Annotated in this window: 16 protein-coding genes; 7 read left to right on the top strand and 9 right to left on the bottom strand. The window is 40.9% G+C overall.

Features of this window, described 5'->3' with window-relative positions; genetic code table 11:
• Positions 1 to 196: 196 nt before the first annotated feature.
• The 3 genes from AN390_RS10540 to AN390_RS10530 all read right to left on the bottom strand — a co-directional run bounded on the left by AN390_RS10540 (position 197) and on the right by AN390_RS10530 (position 4,656).
• Positions 197 to 2,041 carry a hypothetical protein gene (locus tag AN390_RS10540; RefSeq protein WP_055254370.1) on the bottom strand — a complete coding sequence of 615 codons (1,845 nt, stop codon included), beginning with the start codon at positions 2,039 to 2,041 and terminating at the stop codon, positions 197 to 199.
• Between the two features lie 483 nt (positions 2,042 to 2,524).
• On the bottom strand, positions 2,525 to 4,060 hold the full coding sequence (locus tag AN390_RS10535) for a S24 family peptidase (protein ID WP_055254368.1): 1,536 nt from the start codon (positions 4,058 to 4,060) through the stop codon (positions 2,525 to 2,527).
• The gene (locus AN390_RS10530; RefSeq protein WP_055254366.1) at positions 4,057 to 4,656 is read right to left on the bottom strand and encodes a bifunctional 2-polyprenyl-6-hydroxyphenol methylase/3-demethylubiquinol 3-O-methyltransferase UbiG; all 600 of its coding nucleotides are present in this window, start codon (positions 4,654 to 4,656) and stop codon (positions 4,057 to 4,059) included. The genes AN390_RS10535 and AN390_RS10530 overlap by 4 nt, the downstream gene beginning before the upstream one ends.
• A gap of 285 nt (positions 4,657 to 4,941) precedes the next feature.
• On the opposite strand from AN390_RS10530, the gene AN390_RS10525 reads away from it, so the two are divergent.
• The 5 genes from AN390_RS10525 (at position 4,942) to AN390_RS10505 (ending at position 10,108) form a co-directional block, all read left to right on the top strand.
• A complete protein-coding gene (locus AN390_RS10525) occupies positions 4,942 to 5,679 on the top strand; it encodes an ABC transporter substrate-binding protein (RefSeq protein WP_055254364.1) in 738 nt (245 codons plus the stop codon).
• Complete coding sequence (locus tag AN390_RS10520) at positions 5,676 to 6,428, top strand: ABC transporter substrate-binding protein (protein ID WP_095206755.1); 753 nt, start codon at positions 5,676 to 5,678, stop codon at positions 6,426 to 6,428. Before AN390_RS10525 ends, AN390_RS10520 begins: the two co-directional genes overlap by 4 nt.
• 160 nt (positions 6,429 to 6,588) lie before the next feature.
• On the top strand, positions 6,589 to 7,323 hold the full coding sequence (locus AN390_RS10515; protein WP_055254362.1) for an ABC transporter substrate-binding protein: 735 nt from the start codon (positions 6,589 to 6,591) through the stop codon (positions 7,321 to 7,323).
• A 186-nt stretch (positions 7,324 to 7,509) separates the two neighbouring features.
• Entirely contained in the window at positions 7,510 to 9,111 is a 1,602-nt protein-coding gene (locus tag AN390_RS10510) for an ABC-F family ATPase (protein ID WP_095206754.1), read from the top strand.
• A 541-nt stretch (positions 9,112 to 9,652) separates the two neighbouring features.
• Positions 9,653 to 10,108, top strand: a complete 456-nt coding sequence (locus AN390_RS10505) for an REP-associated tyrosine transposase (protein WP_095206753.1) — start codon at positions 9,653 to 9,655, stop codon at positions 10,106 to 10,108.
• A 408-nt stretch (positions 10,109 to 10,516) separates the two neighbouring features.
• Here the strand turns inward: AN390_RS10505 and katG are convergent, their stop codons facing one another.
• Complete coding sequence (gene katG, locus AN390_RS10500) at positions 10,517 to 12,697, bottom strand: catalase/peroxidase HPI (RefSeq protein ID WP_055254358.1); 2,181 nt, start codon at positions 12,695 to 12,697, stop codon at positions 10,517 to 10,519.
• Positions 12,698 to 13,355: 658 nt separating this feature from the next.
• Between katG and AN390_RS10495 the strand changes: the two genes are divergently transcribed.
• Positions 13,356 to 14,234 carry a TPR end-of-group domain-containing protein gene (locus tag AN390_RS10495; protein ID WP_024032988.1) on the top strand — a complete coding sequence of 293 codons (879 nt, stop codon included), beginning with the start codon at positions 13,356 to 13,358 and terminating at the stop codon, positions 14,232 to 14,234.
• A gap of 538 nt (positions 14,235 to 14,772) precedes the next feature.
• On the opposite strand, the gene AN390_RS10490 is transcribed toward AN390_RS10495, so the two are convergent.
• From AN390_RS10490 to AN390_RS10470, 5 genes are all read right to left on the bottom strand, one after another.
• Entirely contained in the window at positions 14,773 to 15,093 is a 321-nt protein-coding gene (locus AN390_RS10490; protein WP_004589283.1) for a hypothetical protein, read from the bottom strand.
• A 16-nt stretch (positions 15,094 to 15,109) separates the two neighbouring features.
• Positions 15,110 to 15,841 carry a nuclear transport factor 2 family protein gene (locus tag AN390_RS10485; protein WP_029773547.1) on the bottom strand — a complete coding sequence of 244 codons (732 nt, stop codon included), beginning with the start codon at positions 15,839 to 15,841 and terminating at the stop codon, positions 15,110 to 15,112.
• A gap of 92 nt (positions 15,842 to 15,933) precedes the next feature.
• The gene (locus AN390_RS10480) at positions 15,934 to 16,677 is read right to left on the bottom strand and encodes a ferredoxin--NADP reductase (RefSeq protein WP_055254356.1); all 744 of its coding nucleotides are present in this window, start codon (positions 16,675 to 16,677) and stop codon (positions 15,934 to 15,936) included.
• Positions 16,678 to 17,073: 396 nt separating this feature from the next.
• Positions 17,074 to 17,775 carry a purine-nucleoside phosphorylase gene (gene deoD, locus AN390_RS10475; protein ID WP_055254354.1) on the bottom strand — a complete coding sequence of 234 codons (702 nt, stop codon included), beginning with the start codon at positions 17,773 to 17,775 and terminating at the stop codon, positions 17,074 to 17,076.
• A 15-nt stretch (positions 17,776 to 17,790) separates the two neighbouring features.
• Positions 17,791 to 19,008: a phosphopentomutase gene (locus tag AN390_RS10470; protein WP_055254353.1), complete on the bottom strand. Its 1,218-nt coding sequence runs from the start codon at positions 19,006 to 19,008 to the stop codon at positions 17,791 to 17,793.
• A 194-nt stretch (positions 19,009 to 19,202) separates the two neighbouring features.
• On the opposite strand from AN390_RS10470, the gene udk reads away from it, so the two are divergent.
• Entirely contained in the window at positions 19,203 to 19,832 is a 630-nt protein-coding gene (udk, locus tag AN390_RS10465; RefSeq protein WP_004587190.1) for a uridine kinase, read from the top strand.
• Positions 19,833 to 19,835: the final 3 nt, after the last annotated feature.

Genomic DNA, 19,835 nt, shown 5'->3' with positions numbered 1-19,835 from the left:
GTTTTTAATTCCCTAAACTCATACGCCAATTTATGAGCGCGAGATAAACTCCCGCCTACGGCACAACCTACAATTAAAAAGCGCGATATAAAATCGCACCTACATATTCAAAAGCTTCGCTTTTCGCGCGAGGTAAACTCACGCCTACAAGTTAAAGCGCGATATAAGATCACTTCTGAGTAATTATAATAATCTGCTAAATATTCTTCGCTATTAACTCAGCTTTCAACAAGCCACCCTTGGTCAGTAGCTTAGGCGCGAAACTTGGGTTACGTTTTGACTTATAAGCATCAAGTATTAACTTAAGGCCATGTGCTTCAAGTAGTGAAATATTTACCTCGGTATCCATCTCTGCTGATTCAATAAAATCATCAGAAAAGCTAGGGGCGATTATCAATACTTGTGCTACACGTTTACCCTGATTTTCAGCGCGGGTTACATAGGCTTTTACTTGGCGTGACGTTGTTGAATATTTTGCAAAATCACCATTTTTACAAGTTTTTGCTTCACCAATAATTATGTCGTTATCACTGAGAGAAATTACGATATCTGCTTTATCTTTGGTCGTATTTAAATCTTTACGTAAGTCTTCATCGATATTAAGTTCTAAAAGCTCAAAAATTGCCTTTGTAACTTCTTCAAACTTAACGCCAATGTCGGCTTCTGTTACATCTGCGCCAACATCTCTCAATGCATTAAAATCGCGTCGCGCTAATGCGTCATAATTCTCTATCAACTTGTCAGTTGCGTTAGCAAAGCTTTCTAAAATGGCGAAACGTGGATTACCTCGCTTAGATAGACCCATGCTATCGCGAACTTCTTTTACTTCATCGTTTGAAAGCAAATATAAAATATCGTGAGGAGTAATGCTCAGCGCACGCAACTTTTCGGTATCAATAACTTCGTTCGCTTCAAGTTCAAACGCTTCTTTAAGAACGGCCTGCATGGTTGGGAAATGTTCTTCTAGAGTTTTTAAAAGCTGTTTGAAGCCGCTTGCGCTTAGCGAATCAAACTCTTTTTCTGTAGCGCCTGATAGCGATGACAGTATTAAACCAATGCGTTCATCTAAAGTAGTTCCTAGTTTTTCTGTATCAATTTCTAAATCTTGTATCAGCTGCTTTAATCTTTCTTTACGTTGATTTTGGTTATCTTCAACGTTATGAATATCGTCTGATAATAATTTAGCTGCGCTAATTCCTGAATGTATAATTGTTTGAATTTTGTCAGTTCGGCTTACGCCTCTAATTTTACGACCGTGGGCTTTTAAGGCATTGGAAAGTTCGGCATCTGTTAGTGTTCTAAGTATTCTTAGCACGTATTTATCAGCTAAATCTTTCCCTTGGATCTCATTCAATAGCGTAACTATTTCATCAGGGATGAATACTTCTTGTCGCTTTTTGCTGATAAATAATAACCCCATATCTCTGAGGCTATTTAAGGCATCTAGCACTCCATTTTTAGGAATAACATCAACTAAATGCTCTACAGCAGCGCATTCATCAGTAGTTAAATTTAGCTCATCAGCTAGAACGTTAAGTACACTACGCTCATCATCAGTAACTTTAGCTTCGCGATTATTTTTTTCATCATTAAAATATGCTTCTTTCATACAAGCATGGTAAATTTTTAAAGCTCGGTTTCGCTCTAGAATACTTACGGCTGCGCCTTCCTGGATACACTCTTTGAGTTCTTTTGAAAGCTTAGATAACTCAACCCACTCTTTTTCATAAAGCGACTCTATCCAACTAATTCTTGCTACACCATTCCCGTCTCTACTTAAAATATTTACCAATAAATTAAGCTGGGCACTGCTCATCAATATTTGCTCTTGAACAGAGGTTTTGAAGAAATCACGAACAGTATTAAAAAGCTGAGTGATTTCACTACCTGAAGCATTTTTTATTTGGCCGTCGATATTATCGATAGTTTTAGCTAGTTTTTTATTATTTTTAGCGGCATCAGAACAAAGGCGATCGAGGCATGAAATGAATTTTGATTTTTCTACTTGATTAACAATTGATAAAACTTGATTGAGTTTCATATTAGAGTCCTTTCTCATTACGTTTCTATTAAAGTAACAGTAAATAAATATTAGAACAAATAATTGTTCATTTATCATTCATCTTGCGTTGGTTTGAAACTTGTAAAGCCTAAATTCGTAAACACCAATCTACCAACACACTCCAACTCCCCATGATCACACCTGGAACTTAGTTAATGATGAGTAATTTACAGCATGGATGCTGTAAAAAGCGTAGCTTGGCCATGGATGGCCTATCTACGCTGGTTACGTTCACATCATTAACGTAAGTTGAAGATACAGTGTGATCTCCGGGGCGCCGTGGGATTCCAAAGGGTGGACGGCGGTATTCACCCTTTGGTTGCCGCCAGCAATCTGGCAAAAACCTCGAATAGAGGTTATTAAATCCCTAAAGCTCTCACGCAAAATAGCTATATAAAAAGCTTCGCCTTTAACGCCAGCAAGCTGCGCGTCTACACGTTAAAACGCGATATAAAATCGCGACTACAAAACCACTTGTTTAAAGCGTGCGAACGTTCGCATGCTTTCATCTGCAATCATTACTTCGTAATCGGGGTTTTGAGCGATTAGCTCATATTGCCCGTTTGGTAATTTATTAACTTTGCGCAGTAAATACTGCCCGTCTCCGCTTATATCGTCTCGCTCTATCGCGACTATTTGGCCGCGAAGTGATCCAGCTCTATCGGAAGTTATAAGCTCAAGTAACAATAAGTCGCCATCAAGTATTGAGTGTTTACCGCCATTCATAGAGTTGCCCGATGCACGTGCTAAAAAATGCACGTTTGGGTCAAGCTTGCCCGCGCCAAGTGGCGCGTCTAAATATTCAACATCGCTGCTATCGCCAGTTTTAAAATGCCCACAGGCAATTTTAATATTAGGGAAATACGGTAGCTTTAATGCTTCATCAACTGATTTTAAACTAATGGCAGGTTCAGCAACTTGATTTAGCTCAGGCTGTGGTGCATTTGGAAACGTAAACAATTCTGCGGTTGGTTTTGCTTGTTCGAAATGGTCTTTATTGGCAATCCATAATTTAGCGCTGTTTGCTTGCGCTACTTGGTAAGCCCAATTGCTTACAGCGAGAGATTTATCGGCATCGCAATGAAAATACGCACTTAGCTCATTACTAATAGTTTGGCTATTAACGACCAAATTTTGGTTTTGCCAGCGTTCACGGTGCTGCTGTGCGGCTAAAAAGTCGCGTTTGTTGTTATTACATGTGCGGTGCGCGGCCACAAAATTATGGCCAAGATCGTTTGCATAGCGGGCAAACGGTATAAAGTGGTCAACCTCAACATCGTTTTTCATTGGCTTTTGGCAATAAAAACAGGTGTTTGATTGCAGCTCTACTAAAACAGGCTTTGCCTTGGTAAGTGCATTACGGTCTACCCCAAATAAAAACTCTTGCAGCTGACTTTGCGGGCCAATAAGGGCTTGGTTGTGCTTTATACTTTGAATTTTTTGAAGCCATGCATTTTTAGCTAAATAAACTACTAGGTCGTAAAAGCGCCTAAAGCAGCTAGCAATGCCTGCATTTAACGTAATAAATTGAGTGCTGTTTGTGTGCGGGTACAAAAAGCATTCTTCTTGTTTAGCGAGAATTTGTAAGCGCCAAAGCGGCCCTGATTTGAGTGTTGCCATAGCAGCATTAAACGTGGGCTTATAAAACGGGCTTTGCTTAAGTTGGCGAAAGTTACGTATGTTGTTTTGCTGGCATTCAAACAATACGCTAATTACTTTTGATTGCGCGCCTGTATTTTGCTTAAGTAAGGCGCTTTCGCCGGTGTGCTCTGACGAAAACGGCATTGCATGATGCCAGTATAAGGTAATGAGTTTATCGGCAAGGGTTGGTAGCTCTATTACTAATTCACTTTGCTCAGATAACAGCGGTTGCTCTACGCATACATCGGCAATAGCGTGTAAAAGTGCAAACTTGTAGGTAGCGCTAAAATCACCCTCAACCAGCATGCGCTGAATGTATGCTATAAAGTCGAGCTGTTGCTGCATTGCGCTGATCATAAAATGGGTGCAGCCTTTATTATGGCGTTTAGCCACACTTCGCTTTCGCGCCCTGGGCGCTGATCAACACTTTGCCAGTGCTTAATTATGCTTAATTGCGTGTGTTGATTTAATAAACTACTTAATAACTGCTCGGTTAAATCGGTAAATTCACGGCCATTATGTACACGCTCTTGAGTGCCATATTTAAACGATACATATAAAACGCCATTGGGTTTAAGCGCATTTTGTAGGTTTAAAAATACTTGAGGAAGCTCGGCCTTTGGCACATGTAACAAGCTAGCGCAGCACCAAATGCCGTCGTATTTATTAGCACACTCAAGCTCTTGAAAGGTTTTAACAGCTACCGGTTGTTGTAAGTAACTGCTTGCAAGCTCTGCAAGTGCAGGGCTTGCGTCAAAAGCCGACACACTAAAGCCTTGGCTTTTAAAATAGGCAGCATCGCGAGCTGAGCCACAACCTGCATCTAGCACATGGCCATTTTGGGCAACATAAGGTAAAAACTCACGGTAAAGCGCCGACATATCAACATTAAGTGTTGAGTCGCTAAAGGTTTGTGCATTTTGGTTATAATAATTTAGTGTGGTATTTGGCACTGCTTATACCGCTCCTTGGCTTTTGCGAATTTGCAACGTTAATGCTGCATTCATACTTGTTCAATCTACAGGAACAAGCTGATAAATTAAAGAACTTATAAGTAGGTTTTTTTAGCTTAATACGCTGTTTGTATTGAATTTAGCAATAATTATCTCCTTAAAGCCTTTACCCTCTCCTTTTTACATACATTTTTTTACAACTTTAATGATTCCTTCACCATTATATTATTTTGCTAGGTTATACTGTTTTAATAACGTACAAAAAAAGCTTACCTCAGAGACTTAATGAATAAATTAATAACCTTATTATTGTGTGTGTTGTTTAGTACCTCTTGGGGTGTGTTTGCCTGCGAAAGAACGCTTAGCGTTGGCGCGCATGATGCTTTTTGGCCGCCTTATGTAATGGGCATTAGCGGCCAGTTACAGGGTAAAGAGGTGGATGCGTTAACTATTATTTTTAAAGACTCGCCTTTTTGTTTTGAAATAAAAATGCTGCCTAATTCTAAACGGGCTTTTACCGAGCTGCGCCATGGCCGAATAGACATAGGCTGGGCGGCAAGTTACACCAGTGAGCGCGCTAAATATGCTCATTATACAAAGGCCTACCGCACCGAGGTAATGCGTTTATACGAAAACAAAAACAATCAGCATACGGTTAAAAACTTGGCTGATATTTTTAACCAAGGTTTAACCATAGGCGCTAACTTTGGTAGTTATTATGGCGAAGAGTTTGAGCAGTATAAAAAAAGCCATAAAAAACAAATAGAATACACCAGCGCAACCAGTAAGCGCTTTGAAATGCTTAATAAACAGCGTATAGATTACGCAATAGAAGACGAGCTAGTAGGCAATTATTTAAGTAAGCGTGGTAACAGCTTAATGAAAGCGCCAACTATACCCGCTATTAATAAAGACCAAATACACTTAATGCTGAGCAAAAGAACAGTTACGCCTGATGAGGTTAAAATTATTAACGCGCATATAGCTAAAAATAAAGCGGCCCTTAAGGCGCTGTTTGAATGAATTTTTTAAGCTGTACGCGTGTGTTTTTATTGATGTGGGTAACGTGTTTGGGGTTATTTAGCGCTAAAACCCAAGCATGCGATAAAACCATTAATGTAGGCACCAACGAGCGCTACTGGCCGCCGTATGTGGTACTAAAAAACAATACGTTAACGGGTGTTGAAATAGATATAATTAAAACCATTTTTAAAGACTCCCCTTTTTGTATAAATTTTACGTTATTACCTAACTCCTTACGCGCCTTAGAAGAGCTAAAACACGGCCGTGTAGATTTAATGTTTGCAGCAAGTAAAACCCCTGAGCGCCAAGCTTATGCCCATTTTAGTTTGCCTTATCGCGAAGAAGTAATGTTGTTGTATAAACATGCTGGCTCAGCAAGTATTAGTTCGTTAGAGCAGTTATTTAAAAAGGGCTTAACAGCCGGCGTTAATCGCGGCAGCTTTTTAGGGCACACGTTTAAAGCGTTAAGCGATAAATATAACAAGCAAATAGTACTTACCAGCGATGCCGATAAACGCTTTGCTTTATTAAATAAAAAGCGGGTAGATTTTGTAGTAGACGATTCGTTAGTGGCGCACCATTTTGCTAAAAAATACACGGCTATTTTACCCGTTGAGCAAGTAGCGCCTATTAACGTAAATAATGTGCATTTTATGATGAGCAAAAAAACGATTACTTTAGAAGAAGTTAACACTATTAATGCGCATATTGTAAAAAATAAAGCGGCGCTTAAGGCGTTATTTAAGTAATAATACCAACCCACATTAATACTTAATCATTTTCAGGGGCTAAATGTGTCGCTATCTGCGTTAAAAAATTCTCATTTAGAACAACTAAGTAGCGAATTTACGTTTATCCATCCTCAAAATAGATCACTTAATTATGCGGATTGGTATAAAAGGACGTTTTATGAAGATGTTTCTGTTAGCGTTTATATTTTTGGTGGCGCAATTTAATGTACTGGCATGCACTAAAACGCTAAAAATGGGCACCAACGAAACCAACTGGGCGCCCTATTTAATTAAACAAGGCAATGCCTTTGTAGGCGCAGAGGTAGATACGGTTAACGCTGTTTTTAAAAATTCGCCTTTTTGTATTGAATGGGTTTATTTTCCGAGCTTATCGCGGGTTCAGCAAGAGCTAAAAACAGGCCATATTGATATTACCTTTGCGGCAAGTTATACAAAAGAGCGCGCCGAGTACTCTTATTTTACTGATGTATATCGCGATGAAGTTATGCTGCTTTATAAGCATGAAAACGCTAAAGATGTAATTAATTTGGCGGCGCTTTTTGAACGTGGCTTTATTGTTGGCGTTAACAGAGGCAGCTTTTTTGGCGCTGAGTTTGAAAAAATAAGAAAACATTACCCCAACCAAATAGTACTTACCGCAGATGCAAATACGCGCTTTGGTATGCTTAACAAAAAGCGAGTTGACTACGTGATTGACGACTCTGTTGTCGCAAAATATTTTGCTCAGCGCTACAGCACAATTTTGCCGGTAAAAACGGCGCCAGCTATTAATGTTAATGGCGTACATTTTATGATGAGTAAACAGTCGGTCACGCTTGATGAAGTAGCTGTAATTAATCGCCTTATTAAAAATAATAAAGCGGCCATAGAGCGCATTTATAAACCCTATTAACCCGCGGCTTTACACTTATATAGATTCATAACCCAACGTGCTGCCATTTTAGGTATGTATCTTTTACCTTTCATTACCATAGGGGGATCTGTATAATTCGCCAGCTAATTTACCCTATTGCTTGGTCTTGTTTGTGGCGTTTTGCTGCAGTTGGCCCCTGTCAGTACTCATTCTAGGACTAACTTTTTGATCTCCACCGCAAATATTACGATGCAGTTTGGCGCAGAGCCGTTGTTTGAAAACATTTCAGCTAAATTTGGTAACGGTAACCGTTACGGTTTAATTGGTGCTAACGGCTGTGGTAAGTCGACCTTCATGAAAATTTTAAGCGGTGCGCTTGTGCCAAGTGCGGGTAATGTGTCGATTACGCCAGGGCTTAAAGTAGGTAACCTAAGCCAAGACCAGTTTGCGTTTGAACAATACAGCGTTGTAGATGCCGTAATTATGGGCGACGTAGAGCTTTGGAAAGTAAAGCAAGAGCGCGACCGTATTTACTCATTACCCGAAATGAGCGAAGAAGACGGCATGAAAGTAGCCAACCTTGAAAGCGTTTTTGCCGAAATGGACGGTTACACAGCCGAAAGCCGCGCTGAAGAAATACTATTAGAAGCGGGTATAGATAAAGAGTTTCATTATGGGTTAATGGCAAACGTTGCCCCAGGTTGGAAATTACGTGTGCTTTTAGCGCAGGCGCTGTTTGCAAATCCAGACATACTGCTACTTGATGAGCCAACCAATAACTTGGATATTCATACCATTACGTGGCTTGCTAATGAGCTTAATAAACGTAAATGCACCATGATTATTATTTCGCATGACCGTCACTTTTTAAACTCGGTATGTACTCACATGGCCGACATTGATTACGGCGAGCTGCGTATTTACCCAGGTAACTACGAAAAGTTTTTAGAAGCGGCAGGCTTACAGCGCGAGCAATTATTAGCCGAAAACGCTAAAAAAAGCGCTGAGATTGACGAGCTTCAAGACTTTGTTAACCGTTTTGGTGCTAACGCCTCTAAAGCTAAACAAGCCAGTTCGCGTGCTAAAAAAATGGATAAAATTAAGCTTGATGAAGTAAAAGCGTCAAGCCGTATGAGCCCATCATTAAGTTTTGACGAAGGCAAAAAAATGTACCGCCAAGCGCTTGAAGTTAATAAACTTGGCCACGGTTTTGATGGCGAAACATTATTTAGCGGCGGCGACTTTTTACTAGAAGCAGGCGCTAAGCTTGCGGTTATTGGCGAAAACGGTGTGGGTAAAACCACCTTTTTACGCTGTTTAGTAGACGAGCTTAAAAGTAATGAAGGCGAAATTAAGTGGTCAGAAAACGCAAGCTTTGGCTACTGCCCGCAAGACAGCACAAAAGATTTTGATAACGATTTAACGTTATTTGATTGGATGTCGCAATGGCGTACAGCCAAGCATAACGATTTAATGGTACGCGGCATGTTAGGGCGTTTGTTGTTTACCGCTGACGATTCAAACAAAAAAGCGCGTAACTGTTCAGGTGGTGAAAAAAACCGTTTGTTGTTTGGTAAGTTAATGATGCAAGACGTAAACGTACTTGTAATGGACGAGCCAACCAACCACATGGATATGGAAGCCATTGAAGCGCTAAACAATGCACTTAAAGACTTTGCGGGTACGCTTATTTTTGTAAGCCACGACCGCGAGTTTGTATCGTCTTTAGCAACACGTATTATTGATATTAAAGACAAGCAGGTCATTGATTTTCAAGGTACGTTTGACGAATACCTAGCAAGCATAGAAGAGAAAAAAATCGCTTAAGTTGTAGCAGCGATTTTATATCGCGTCTGTTTTAGGTATAAGTTTTTAGGTTTAAGCTTTTAGGTTTCAAAAACTAAAAATAAAGCCTAAATCATTTTAAAAAGGTGCTGTTTAGCGCCTTTTTTTGTGGGTGTATGAATATGCGGGCGCGCATTGTTTTAGCCATAATAAGCTAACCCCTGCTCTGTAGACGCACAGCTTGCTGGCGTTTTAAAAGCAACGCTTTTACCTAAGTGTAACCACCTTTTCCAAAGCCATGAGAAGCTACGTTTCTAACGTGAGCAAGCTCAACGTCTACAAGTCAAACTAACGCCGGAGCTAACCTCTACCTTGTAGACGCACAGCTTGCTGGCGTTTAAAAGCAACGCTTTTACCCTGATGTTAAACCCCTTCGCTAAAGCCATGAGAAGATGAGAAGCTACGCTTCTAACGTGAGCAAGCTCAACGTCTACAAGTCAGATTAACTACTGTTTTAAAAACTTGCCTTGTGTAATAAACAGGTTTTCCTATATTTATTAAAATATATTAAGAAATGGCTCTCATGGTTTCTTCAACAAAACTATTAAAAGGTCGCTGCTCGTCTGCAAATAAATATTATTCAGTCACCATATGCTGCGTGCAAAGAGCCGATTTATTTGAAAACTTTGAGAATGCCTGTATAGCCGCTCGCGCGATCTTTTATATGCAAAAAAATGTTAATACTATTTGCTATACCGTAATGCCAGATCACCTTCATTGGCTTTTTCAGGTTAAGGCGCTCTCACTATCTGAGGTAGTTAGGCAGTTTAAAAGCTTAACAACCGTGAAGATTAATGCGCTTAGTGGTGATAAAGGTCCAATTTGGCAACAAAATTATTTTGATCATCAAATCCGCAATGAAAGAGATTTAATAATTCAGGCTCGTTATATTGTTGCAAACCCATTAAGAGCTGGGATTGTGCAAAAGATTGAACAATACCCTTTTTGGGATTGTATATATTTGAACGGCGGGGGTTGAGGGTATTATTTTTATTTTTCGTGAACAAGCATCGTGTACCAACGCCGGAGCTTAGCCCTAGTCTGTAGACGCGCAGCTTGCTGGCGTTTTAAAAGCAGCGCTTTTACCTAAGTATGAGAAGCTACGCTTCTAACGTGAGCAAGCTCAACGTCTACAAGTCAAATTAACGCCGGAGCTAAACCTTACTCTGTAGACGCACAGCTTGCTGGCGTTTAAAAGCAGCGCTTTTACCTAAGTGTAAGCCCCTTTGCTAAAACCATGAGAAGCTACGCTTCTAACGTGAGCAAGCTCTACGTCTACAAGACAACTAACGCCGAAGCTAAGCTCTGTGCCTACAGGCCACGAACTAAAATTTAGACAATAAAAAAGGGGAGCTATGTTGCTCCCCTTTGTGCCTATAATTTTGATTTATTTAAGATCAAATCTGTCGGCGTTCATTACTTTTACCCATGCATTTACGAAGTCATGTACAAAACGTTCATTGTTGTCGTCTTGTGCGTAAAATTCGCTTAGTGCACGTAATATAGAGTTTGAACCAAACACTAAATCTATACGTGTTGCGGTCCATTTTATGGTGCCTGTTTTACGTTCAACAATGTTGTAAACACCTGGCTCAGACGGTTTCCAGTTATTGGCCATGTCGGTTAAGTTTACAAAAAAGTCGGTAGAAAGCGCACCTACGTTGTCGGTGAATACGCCGTGTTTGCTGCCTGCGTAGTTTGTGCCTAACACGCGCATTCCGCCAAACAGTACGGTCATTTCTGGTGCTGTTAGGCCCATTAACTGGCTACGCTCTAAAAGTAGCTCTTCTGGCGATACGCTAAAGTCGCCTTTAAGGTAGTTTCTAAAGCCGTCGTGTACTGGCTCTAACGGTTCGAACGACTCGGCATCGGTCATTTCGTCGGTTGCATCGCCGCGCCCTGGCGCAAACGGTACTGTTACATCAACACCAGCTTGTTTTGCAGCTTGCTCTACAGCTGCTGTGCCACCTAGTACTATTAAATCGGCAATACTGATAGGCTTAGCTAAACCTGCTTTAAATTTTTCAAGGGCACTAAGTACGCTTGCTAGGCGCTCTGGCTCATTACCTTGCCAATCTTTTTGCGGAGCTAAGCGAATACGCGCGCCATTTGCACCACCACGGCGGTCTGAGCCACGGTACGTACGTGCGCTATCCCATGCTGTAGTAATTAAATCAGTTGCGCTTACGCCACAATCAAGAATTTGGGCTTTTAGCTCGCTAATTTCGTCATCAGACAGGGTGTAGTCAACCGCTGGAATTGGGTCTTGCCAAATTAGGTCTTCGCTTGGTACATCTTTACCTAAGTAACACGCTTTAGGACCTAAGTCGCGGTGCGTAAGTTTAAACCACGCGCGGGCAAACACATCAGAAAAATACTCAAAGTCGTTGTTAAAACGTTCAATAATTTTACGGTAGATTGGGTCTACCTTCATGGCCATATCGGCGTCGGTCATCATTGGGTTTAAACGAATTGATGGGTCTTCTACATCTACCGGCTTGTCTTCTTCTTTAATATTTACAGGCTCCCATTGGTGCGCGCCTGCTGGGCTTTTAGTTAGTTCCCACTCGTAGTTTAATAGTAAGTGGCAGTAGCCGTTATCCCATTTTGTTGGGTGGGTAGTCCACGCGCCTTCTAGGCCCGACGTTACGGTATTGCGACCAAAGCCGCCTTCTTTAGTGCTGTTCCAGCCTAGGCCTTGCTCGTGTACGTCGGCCGCTTCTGGCTCTGGGCCTAAGTGCTCAGCTTTACCGTTACCGTGGGTTTTACCTACCGTGTGACCGCCTACAGTAAGCGCTGCGGTTTCTTCGTCGTTCATTGCCATGCGAGCAAATGTTTCACGTACGTGCTGCGCGGTTTTTTGCGGATCGGGTATACCATTCACGCCTTCTGGGTTTACGTAAATTAAGCCCATTTGTACCGCAGCCAATGGGTTTTCCATGGTGTCGGGTTTTTCTACGTTGTCGTAACGCTCATCACTCGGTGCTAGCCATTCTTTTTCTGCGCCCCAGTAAATGTCTTTTTCTGGATGCCAAATGTCTTCACGGCCGCCCGCAAAGCCATAAATTTTTAGGCCCATTGATTCGTATGCCATGTTACCGGCTAAAATAAATAGGTCGGCCCACGATAGTTTGTTACCGTATTTTTTCTTGATTGGCCACAATAGGCGGCGTGCTTTATCTAGGCTTGCGTTGTCTGGCCACGAATTTAGCGGCGAAAAACGCTGATTGCCGGTGCTTGCGCCACCACGACCGTCTGATAATCGGTACGTACCCGCAGAGTGCCATGCCATGCGGATCATTAAGCCGCCGTAATGGCCCCAATCGGCAGGCCACCAATCTTGGCTATCGGTCATAAAGGATTTTAGGTCTGCTTTTACTGCGTCTAAATCGAGAGATTTGAATGCTTCGGCGTAGTCAAAGTCTGTGCCGTAGGGGCTTGATTTTGTGTCGTGCTGATGAAGAATGTCTAAATTTAGAGTATTTGGCCACCAATCTGTGTTTACTTTAGAAATAACTGAGTTACTACCGTGCATTACGGGACATTGACCCGATTTAGTGCTGCTCATTTTCAGCTCCTTACTTTAAATGAAGAGTTTAACTATTTTACTCAAGCCCCAGCGCTTACATTTAAAGTAACACGCTAAGGTGTATTAATTTTGTGCATAATTTTTATTTACTGCTCAAACAATATAGACACCTAATATTACATTCGCCAGCGTATTAACTTGAATTAAATCGATTGAAACCATTGGTTTAATGAATACAGTTTAAACACCACAATTAGTGTGATCGGATTAAATAGATAACGCGTAATGGTATGTGAAGGGTTTGAAAGTGGCTTTTAATTAAGCGCACATTGGAATACCCCCCTTCACCATGAAATTAAAGTTGTTTATAAAGGTGCATTACTAAGCCCAATGCACCTTTACTTTATAACTTATTGAAATCTATTTTGAATAATTAAGTAAATGTTCAGATTAACTTGATTATTATGACCACTCACTCCTGTTATTTCCCTGCGACAATTTATTGTTGTTTTAAGCAGTTTTGCCAGCCCACATTGGGCTGGCTTTTTTTTGCCTAAAATTTAGAATCCTTTGAGGCTATGTGAACAGTTGTATGATTTTGTTAACTTGTTTAATGTTCAAAGCCAACACGCCCTAGTGCCAATAAGCCTTGCATGTTAAAGTGCGATTAGTCACTAATAATTAACTAGGCGTACCCATGCGTTTTTATATAACTATTCTATTTGTTTGTTTTGTTTCGCTTTTAAATACTGTTAATGCCCAAGAATCTGCTGCACCAACAGAAGAGCAACAGCAACAAGCGTTAGCGCAATTAAATGAGCCCATGTATAAACCGCTTTTAGAACGCTATATTCTTGATGAGTTAAAAGCCGTTCGCCAAGACCAACAACAATTACGCGAAGATGTAACAAAACAAGTTACACACGCCCAGTTAGATACCGCCGACAGAGCGCTTATTTACACCACCGACACTATTAATAACGTGTTTTTTATTATTACTGCTACGGCCTCTATTTTGGTTTTAGTAGGCTGGAACTCGCTGCGCGATGTTAAAAATAAAGTAGAAGACATAGTAAATACGCGTGTCAGTGTGATCACTGACGAGTACGAAGATCGCTTAAAAATTCTTGAAGAAAAACTGCGTGTACGCTCAGAAGAAATACTCAGTAACCAAGAGCGTATATCGGTCACTAACGAGGTGCACTCGTTATGGATGCGCGCAAACCTAGAAAGCGACTTTGCAAACAAAATAGAAATATTTGACGAAATTTTAAAACGTAAGCCAGAAGATGTAGAAGCCATTGCCTACAAAGCCGATGCATTATTAGAGTTAAACGAAACCGCCAAAGCTATTGAGTTATGTAACCAAGCCATTGATATAGATAGCGACTACGGCTATGCCTACTGGCAGCGTGCGTGTGCGTATGCACTTACACACAAACATGCCGATGCATTAGCCGATATAAAAATGGCCCTTGAATACTCGCCAAACTTACGTAATGAGCTACTACACGAAAGTGCATTTGCTAGCCTACACGACAACGACAGCTTTAATACCATAGTAGCGGGTAGCTAGAGTTTTGTAGGCGCGTTTTTGGCGTAAAGTGCGAAGCCCACAATAGAGTAGCAGCGGCTTTATGCCGCGAAAAAATTCAATATAAAACGCGAGGTAAACTCGCTGCTACACGATAAACCCTATTCTGTAGACACGTCTTAAAAGTGATTATCTCACCACCGAGAAGTGAAGGAGTAGAGCAGGAGAAAAACTGAAGAAATAAATCACCACCAATACCTGTGTTTTCTCTGTGTAGCGCGAAGCGCCTCTGTGCCCTCTGTGGTGAAATTAATGAGTAGCAGCGGCTTTATGCCGCGAAAAAGTTTAATATAAAACGCGAGGTAAACTCGCTGCTACACGATAAACTCTATTCTGTAGACACGTCTTAAAAATGATTATCTCACCACAAAGAAGTAACTCACCAATGCCTGTTTTCTCTGTTTAGCGTGAAATGCCCTCTGTAGGGCAATTAATGAGAAAATACGCATCTCCCTGAGCAAACTAGGCGTCTAAAGGCAAAATTAGCTACAGGGTAAAACTTGTATTCAGGCATTTATAATTATCGTTTAAAGTATAAATCGATGGCTTTAGTGAGGAGTTCGTCGAGTTGCTCTTCGAAGGTATCTATATCAATTTCAAAATGGTTTAAATAGGCCTTGGCTTGCACTCGCGATAGGTTGCGGTTTTTTACGCTGTATTGACGCTCATCTTTTTGTTTGTCAAAACGTGGTAAAAACAAAAATTGCCCGTAATAAGGTGATTTAATATGCTTATTAGCATAACGACAAAAGTCTTCTATGTGATCTGCGCCCTGCGGCCCTAAACACCCTGGCTCAACGCGATACATTAAGCGAATTTTTTTGTCGTCTGCTAACTGCATAGTATGCCTTTTATAATTATCTAAAAAATAATACGCGGATTATTTTTCCGTCTTTTATTTGGTAGCTCGATACTAACTCAGAGCGTTTATCTACCACGTTTTCGTCTGTTGAACAGGTTTCTGATAGCTCGTGGTCTATTACTATGTCGCCGTGCACAATACGCTTTATTGGCGAGCTATTAATGCACTTTAATTTTTTAAACATTAAGCCATAACGGGCTATTAGTTTTTCTTTTCCTTTAAATAATAGCTCATTAGGAAAAATATAAAACTCTACATCTTCATCGTACATACGAATAAATTGTTCAATATTACGTGCGTTATAGGCTTCTACTAATTGCTCTACAACAGCAAGCGACTCGCGAGATTGTTTAGCTTTAGCTTGCTGCTTAGCGGTTAATGCCTCTTTGGCTTGCGTTACCGCTTTTTCTGCCTCGGCCACAGCTGCTGCTTTTTCTACTTTGTTTTTTGGTTTTTCTACCGGTTTTGGGGTTTCGCTACCCAGTACTTTTGAGTCGTCAGGTTTAGTAGTATCTACTGTTGGCGTTTTAAGCTCAGGGGCTTGGTACTCAAGCGTGTTTAACTTTTCATCTTTTGCTTTTGTTGGTGAATTACTGGCTTGAGTAGAGCTTGACGCTTGCTCGGTACTTTTTTGCTCTTCTTGAGTCTCTTCGGTTTGCTCTGCTGCATAACTGATCAGGGCAACAGTGGCTATAAGCGAGGCAAAAATAATAGATAACGATTTCATAACTTTCCTAATATGAACATATAACGCTGTTAATGCTGCAACATAACAAATTTGAGCGTTTTCGGGTAGCAATTAAATGATTGTTATACACTTTACCAATACTGCTCAACCGTTATGTGCCCTGGGTCTCTGCGACGATTTCGTTTAAAGTTTTTGTCTAAAAGTAACTGTGTGGTGTCTTTTACCATTTGTGGGTTACCGCAAATCATAAATTGCGAATTACTCGGGCTTGGGGTTCTAGAGGCTTTACTAAATAGCTCGCCGTTTTGAATTGCTGTAGTTATACGCCCTTTTATGCCTTGTTGTGGCTCCTCACGGCTTACAACCGGAATGTAGTTAAGTTGTGTAGGGTGTGCGTTTATTAGGGTGTGTATTAGATTTTGATAGCTTAAATCGGCATTAAAACGTACGCCGTGCACTAAATTAATCTGTGTGTATTTTTGCCATACCTCTTGTTGCTGCAAAATAGATAAAAACGGCCCTATTGCAGTGCCTGTACTTAGCATCCATAACTGCTCGCTTGGCGGTATTTCGTCTAAGGTAAAAAAGCCCGTGGCACGTTGCTCTATTAATACAGTGTCGCCTGGTTTTAATTGCGCCAACCTAGGCGATAATAAGCCGCCCTCTACATTGATAAGGTAAAATTCTAAATCGGGGTTATTAGGCGCGTTTACATAAGAGTATGCCCGAGCAATACGTTTATCGCCCTCCATAATCGAGAGCTTAGTAAACTGCCCTGCTTTAAATGGCTCTACGCTTGCGTTTACTACCAGGCTGAAAAGTGTATCGCTCCACCATGTTACTTTTTTTACGGTTGCATCTACCCAGTTAGACATAGTCAACTCCATAGCTTAACGGTTAAACAACAAAAACAATAAATGGTTGTAATTTATACACTAGCATTAACTTAGTAAGAGTGACACTGGGTGTAGCTACTTTTTAAACGTAGTACTTTTACTTTGGGTAACATTGGTTTGTTTAAAAAGATGAGTAGCAGCGGCTTTATGCCGCGAAAAAAATTAATACCAAACGCGAGGTTAACCCCAGCTACGCGGTTAGCTCGTGCTGCGCAGCTTGCTGGCGCTTTAAAAGCAGCGCTTTTATAGGTATTAAAAAAAGCCGCATAAAATGCGGCTTTGGGGGTTTAGTCTCACTTCACTTTGGGCGTGTCTCCAAAACTTAGTGAATACGTTACCAAGGAACTGTTTGCTAATTTAATAAAATTGCGTTTATTAAATAGACTCTAAAGCAATTTTAACCATTTCGTTAAATGTGCTTTGGCGCTCATCTGCAGGTGTTGCTTCACCGGTGATCACGTGATCACTTACGGTAAATAGTGCTATTGCGTTAGCACCATACTCTGCAGCTACACCATATAAACCTGCTGTTTCCATATCTACAGCTAGTACACCTAGTTTATCTAGGTCTTTGTAGAATGTGTCGTCAGCTTGGTAGAAGGTATCGGTAGTAAATACGTTACCTACTTTTGCTTTAATGCCTAGGTCTTTAGCGGCGTTAACACCGTTTAAAAGTAGGTCAAAGTTAGCAATTGCTGAAAAATCGTAACCACGAACGCGTGCACGGTTTACGTTTGAGTCGGTGCTTGCGCCTTGTGCAAAAATTACGTCGCGAATTTTAATATCTGTACCAATACCACCACAGGTACCAATACGAATAATATTTTTAACGCCAAAGCTTACAATTAACTCACGCGCATAAATAGACATAGATGGTATGCCCATGCCCGAACCCATAATACTTACAGGTTTACCTTTGTATGTGCCTGTAAAGCCGTACATGTTACGTACGCCTGTTACTTGTACTGCATCATCTAAAAAGTTTTCAGCAATGTATTGTGCACGAAGCGGATCGCCCGGCATTAATACTGTTTCAGCGAAGTCACCAACGTTTGCACTAATATGCGGAGTACTCATTAATTGTTTTCCTTTTTATTTAGGCGCGTTTAGCTTATTTAAAAAGCCGTCACCGTATTCAAGTGCAGGTAAGTTAAACCACTGTGCAAGGGTTTGGCCTATATCTGCAAAGCTATTGCGCTCGCCAAGCGGGGTATTTTGCATGCCCGGTTGATAAGCTATAACTGGTACATATTCGCGGGTGTGCTCTGAACCTGGAAAGGTTGGGTCACAGCCGTGATCTGCAGTGATCATTAACACGTCATCTGCATTTAATTGGTTTAGTATAGTTGGTAAGTAATCGTCAAATTCTTTTAACGCTTTTGCATAACCAACTGGGTTGCGACGGTGGCCAAACTTTTCGTCAAAATCAACTAAATTGGTAAAAATTAAGCTGTTATCTGGCGCACTTGCTAATACTTCGCTGCTTTTTTCAAGCAAATTCATCAGCCCTGGGGCTTTGTGTTTTTGGGTAATGCCTTGGTGTGCATATATATCTGCAATTTTACCAATGCTTATTACTTCACCGCCGTGTTTAGATAGTACATCTAATAGGGTCGGTGCTGGCGGCAATACTGAATAATCGCGACGATTACCAGTACGGGCAAAATCTGCGTTGCTTGTGCCTAAAAATGGCCTAGCAATAACACGGCCTATATTTAGTTTATCAAGTAATTCGCGGGCAATTTCACACACTTCGTAAAGGCGCTCAAGGCCAAAAGACTCTTCGTGTGCGGCAATTTGAAACACGCTATCTGCAGAGGTGTAACAAATTGGTTTGCCTGATTTTACATGCTCTTCGCCTAACTGCTCTAATATGGTAGTGCCTGATGCATGACAGTTGCCTAAAATGCCAGGTATACCGGTAGCGGCTATAAATTCGTCTACAAATTCTTGTGGAAAACTTGGCTGTGTTTTAGGGAAGTAGCCCCAATCAAATAACACAGGTACGCCGGCCATTTCCCAGTGCCCTGATGGCGTATCTTTACCGCTTGAAAGCTCTTTTGCATAACCCCATGCACCTTGCGATGCTTGACGATCAGAAACTAAACACGTTTCACCGCCCGCTGCCTCACAGGCATCGATTAAACCTAATTTAGATAAATTAGGTAACGATAACGCTTTACCCGTTTCGTCGTGGTATGCTTTTAATAAGTGGGCGAGTGTATTTGCTCCAACATCACCAAATTTGTCTGCATCGGGTGCTGCGCCTATACCTAGGCTGTCTGCCATTAAGATGATTGCTCTTGCCATGTTGACCTCACTTTGCTTCTAGGTGGTTACTTTATCCGCTGATCGAATTTTCCGTACAGGACATAAGTCCTGTTTCATAAAAGCTAAACATTATAAATTTGCGTTCTTAAGCAAAGCAAAAGAGATTATTCGTGTCTTTTTTGCTATTGTGATCAACCAAACAACTTTTCCTTTCTGTGTGGGTGAGAACTTTAGTGACACGAACTATTATAGCTATTGCTGGCGCATCAGCGTCGGGCAAATCTCTTTTTAGCCAAACTATTTACAATGAGTTGGTTAATGAGCTTGAACCAGGCGCTATCGCCATTATTGAAGAAGATGCTTATTACAAGGATCAGTCGCATTTGCCTATGGAACACCGTACGCAAACTAACTACGACCATCCTGATGCATTTGAACATGAGTTAATGCTTGAACATTTAACTCAACTTCGTAGTGGTAACTCTGTCGAAGTACCTACTTATGATTATGCACAACACACACGAAGCGATGAAACTCGTCGCGTTGCTGCAGCTAAAATTTTAATAGTAGAAGGTATTTTATTATTAAGTGATAAAGCACTTAATAAAGAATTTGATATTAAGGTATTTATAGATACGCCCCTTGATATTTGCTTAATGCGTCGTATGCAACGAGACATGGAAAAAAGAGGCAGAACATTACAATCTGTTGTTGAGCAATATCAAGCAACTGTTAGACCGATGTTTTATCAATTTATTGAGCCTTCAAAGCATAACGCTGATTTGGTTGTGACTCGAGGCGGAATGAACCGCGTTGCGATTGATATTATTAAAAGTAAAATTAAGTATTTACTACAAGAATAATAA

Origin of the sequence: Pseudoalteromonas sp. P1-11 (assembly GCF_001399995.1) — a bacterium.
GTDB classification, from domain to species: domain Bacteria; phylum Pseudomonadota; class Gammaproteobacteria; order Enterobacterales; family Alteromonadaceae; genus Pseudoalteromonas; species Pseudoalteromonas atlantica.
This window is presented reverse-complemented; position numbering and strand designations above follow the sequence as displayed.